This is a genomic window from Clostridium sp. DSM 8431 (assembly GCF_900116755.1).
Taxonomy (GTDB): domain Bacteria; phylum Bacillota; class Clostridia; order Clostridiales; family Clostridiaceae; genus Clostridium.
Genome location: NZ_FPBY01000269.1, coordinates 1 through 2,673, shown reverse-complemented (window position 1 = coordinate 2,673; position 2,673 = coordinate 1). Strand labels below are relative to the sequence as shown.

The window sequence follows — 2,673 nt, the reverse complement described above, 5'->3', positions numbered from 1 at the left end:
GACGTTGCTAGGTAATATGGCTCGATAGCTCAGTCGGTAGAGCAGAGGACTGAAAATCCTCGTGTCCCTGGTTCGATTCCAGGTCGAGCCACCAGGTATGGCGCTATAGCCAAGTGGTAAGGCAGAAGTCTGCAAAACTTTTATTCCCCAGTTCAAGTCTGGGTGGCGCCTCCATACGAAAACCCTTAGAAGTAATTCTAAGGGTTTTATTTTTGTTTAAAAATTATGTTAGAGAAAGTAATTTTATTAGATATAAAATATGGAGTTATCCATTTTTTTATAAATTAATAATGTTAACAAATTACCCACAGAAGTTATAAAAATATAATCATTATAAAACATATATTGTGGATAACTAAGATAGAAAGTTATCTAGTATAGTAAGAGAATTATTTTGACATGAAAACTTAGCTTTACACCCAATAGGAAGGGTAATATTAGGATAACTATGTCCTATAGGCATATTAACTATTATAGGAATATTTAGAGGTTTTAATCTATCATTAATAATTTCCTCTATATTAAAGCTTTTAGAATAATCATTTAAGGCACAATCGGTAAAGTTTCCGAGTATTATTCCATGACAACTCTTAAGTTTTTTGGCATAGATTAATTGAGTAAGCATTCGATCAATAGCATAGGGAGCTTCATTTATTTCTTCAATTAATAGAATAGAATTTTTAGTATCTACTTCAAAGGGAGTTCCTAATGAAGAACACATCATAACTAAATTACCACCACATATTTTTCCCTCAAATGATTTTTTATTAATATAAGATATTTGATTCATATCATTAAGATTATATATATAATTTTTTGAGCAACATGAAGATATATCTAGGAATGAATTCAAAGTTTCTTCATCATTAAAATTAGATTTAATCATTGGTCCATGAAAAGTTATTAAACCTAATTTTGAAAAGTAATTTAATAAGAGAGTTATATCACTAAAACCACAAAAGAATTTTGGATTTTTTTTTATTAGTTTTTTATCTATATATTTCATCATACGTATAGATCCATATCCACCTCTCAAACATACAATTCCATCAATAGATTTATCAGCAAACATATTGTTTAGATCCATGGCTCTACATTTATCACTTCCTGCAAGATATCCATACTTATCATATACATGAGGTGCTATTTTAATTTTATATCCTGTTAGAGTTCTAAAAGTATTAATTTTCTCATTTATTATACTTTTATCTTCACAGGATGCAGGTGAAATTATACCAATTGTAGATGAAGTGTTTAGCGCTTTACCTTTTAGCATAGAAATACCTCCATAAATTAAAAAGAGAGCAATAAGTGCTTTCCTTAGTATCATATATATTATGAAAAAAATTACTATTTGTGCTAGCTAAACATATCTTTCTTATATAGGAAGAATGCAACTATGCCACATATTCCAATTGTTATAAATACTACTATTGGAAATGCATTTGGATTGTCACTAAGTGGTAAAGGTATATTCATACCATATACTCCGGACATGATTGTTGGTATAGATAATAGTACTGTAATAGAAGCTAATACTTTCATTACTATATTAAGATTATTGGATATAACTGAAGCAAAAAAGTCCATGGTACTAGCTAGAATGTTACTGTATATTTCAGTCATTTCTATAGCTTGTTTATTTTCAATAATTACATCTTCTAATACATCTTTATCTTCTTCATATTTTTGCATTATATCAAGCTTTAACATTTTTTCTAATGTGATTTCATTAGCCTTTAATGAAGTTGAAAAATAGACTAATGATTTTTCAAGAGAATGCAATTGTATTAACTCTCTATTTTTCATTGACTTATGAAGTCTTTTTTCAATCATTAAACTTTTTTTATCTATTTGTCTTAAATATAAAAGATAATATGTAGATATTCTATTTAATATCTGAAGTATAAATCTTGATTTCTTAAATGTAAAAAAGGATTTAATTTTCCCATTTACAAAGTCAGTTAATACTTTACTATTTTTTAAACATATTGTTATAAGTTGATTTTCAGTATGAATAATAGCAAGTGGATAAGTATCATATGTTAAGGAATTATCCTCCATTTCAGTGAAAGGGATATCCACAATAACAATTATATTTCCATCTTCAATATCTATACGTGAAGTTTCAGCATCATCTAGTGGTGCTTTTAAGAAATCTAAAGAAACACCAGTTTTTTTAGAAAGTAAGATAAGTTCTTCATCTGATGGAGCAACTACATTTATCCAACAGCCTTGCTCTATATCATCTAGTAAGTTTAAGGTTGGGGCATGTTCACTTGAACTTTTATAAATTTGAATCATTTCATAACCTGCTACTCAAAATATGGACAATTATACCCATATCGAGATTATTCCTTCTTCATCCTGTCTCATTTTGTTCCATAGAACTACTTTGATTTGATATAACAGTCCAAAGGCGTAAATTCCGAACTAGCCATCCGTACATATCTATAATTGCTTTTACTATGCTATATTATAGATTTTTGCATCTCTTAAATTAAGACTTGCATTATAATCTCTATTTTCAATATATCCACATTCACATTTGTAAATTCTATCTTTAAGTTTTAAATCCTTTTTTATAGAACCACAAGAGTGGCATAATTTGCTTGAAGGGTAAAACCTATCAACAATTCTTAATTCAATTCCTAAAGCATGACATTTATTAGT

At 28.2% G+C, this 2,673-nt stretch carries 3 protein-coding genes and 2 tRNA genes; 2 read left to right on the top strand and 3 right to left on the bottom strand.

Annotation, left to right across the window (positions count from 1 at the left end; genetic code table 11):
* Positions 1 to 18 precede the first annotated feature (18 nt).
* Positions 19 to 94, top strand: a tRNA-Phe gene (locus BM384_RS16535).
* Positions 95 to 99: 5 nt separating this feature from the next.
* Positions 100 to 174 (top strand) — tRNA-Cys (locus tag BM384_RS16530).
* Positions 175 to 355: 181 nt separating this feature from the next.
* Here the strand turns inward: BM384_RS16530 and BM384_RS16525 are convergent.
* The 3 genes from BM384_RS16525 to BM384_RS16515 all read right to left on the bottom strand — a co-directional run.
* Positions 356 to 1,276, bottom strand: coding sequence for a S66 peptidase family protein (locus BM384_RS16525; RefSeq protein WP_090015289.1), 921 nt, complete (start codon positions 1,274 to 1,276; stop codon positions 356 to 358).
* An 83-nt stretch (positions 1,277 to 1,359) separates the two neighbouring features.
* The gene (locus tag BM384_RS16520; RefSeq protein ID WP_090015287.1) at positions 1,360 to 2,304 is read right to left on the bottom strand and encodes a magnesium transporter CorA family protein; all 945 of its coding nucleotides are present in this window, start codon (positions 2,302 to 2,304) and stop codon (positions 1,360 to 1,362) included.
* Between the two features lie 162 nt (positions 2,305 to 2,466).
* Positions 2,467 to 2,673, bottom strand: a 207-nt coding sequence (locus tag BM384_RS16515) for a zinc ribbon domain-containing protein (protein WP_139232161.1), incomplete at its 5' end; no start/stop codon positions are given.

Bases quoted from the DNA above. Each gene is read 5' to 3' on its own strand.
- BM384_RS16525 (WP_090015289.1), bottom strand. From the start codon at position 1,276: ATGCTAAAAGGTAAAGCGCTAAACACTTCATCTACAATTGGTATAATT.
- BM384_RS16520 (WP_090015287.1), bottom strand. From the start codon at position 2,304: ATGATTCAAATTTATAAAAGTTCAAGTGAACATGCCCCAACCTTAAAC.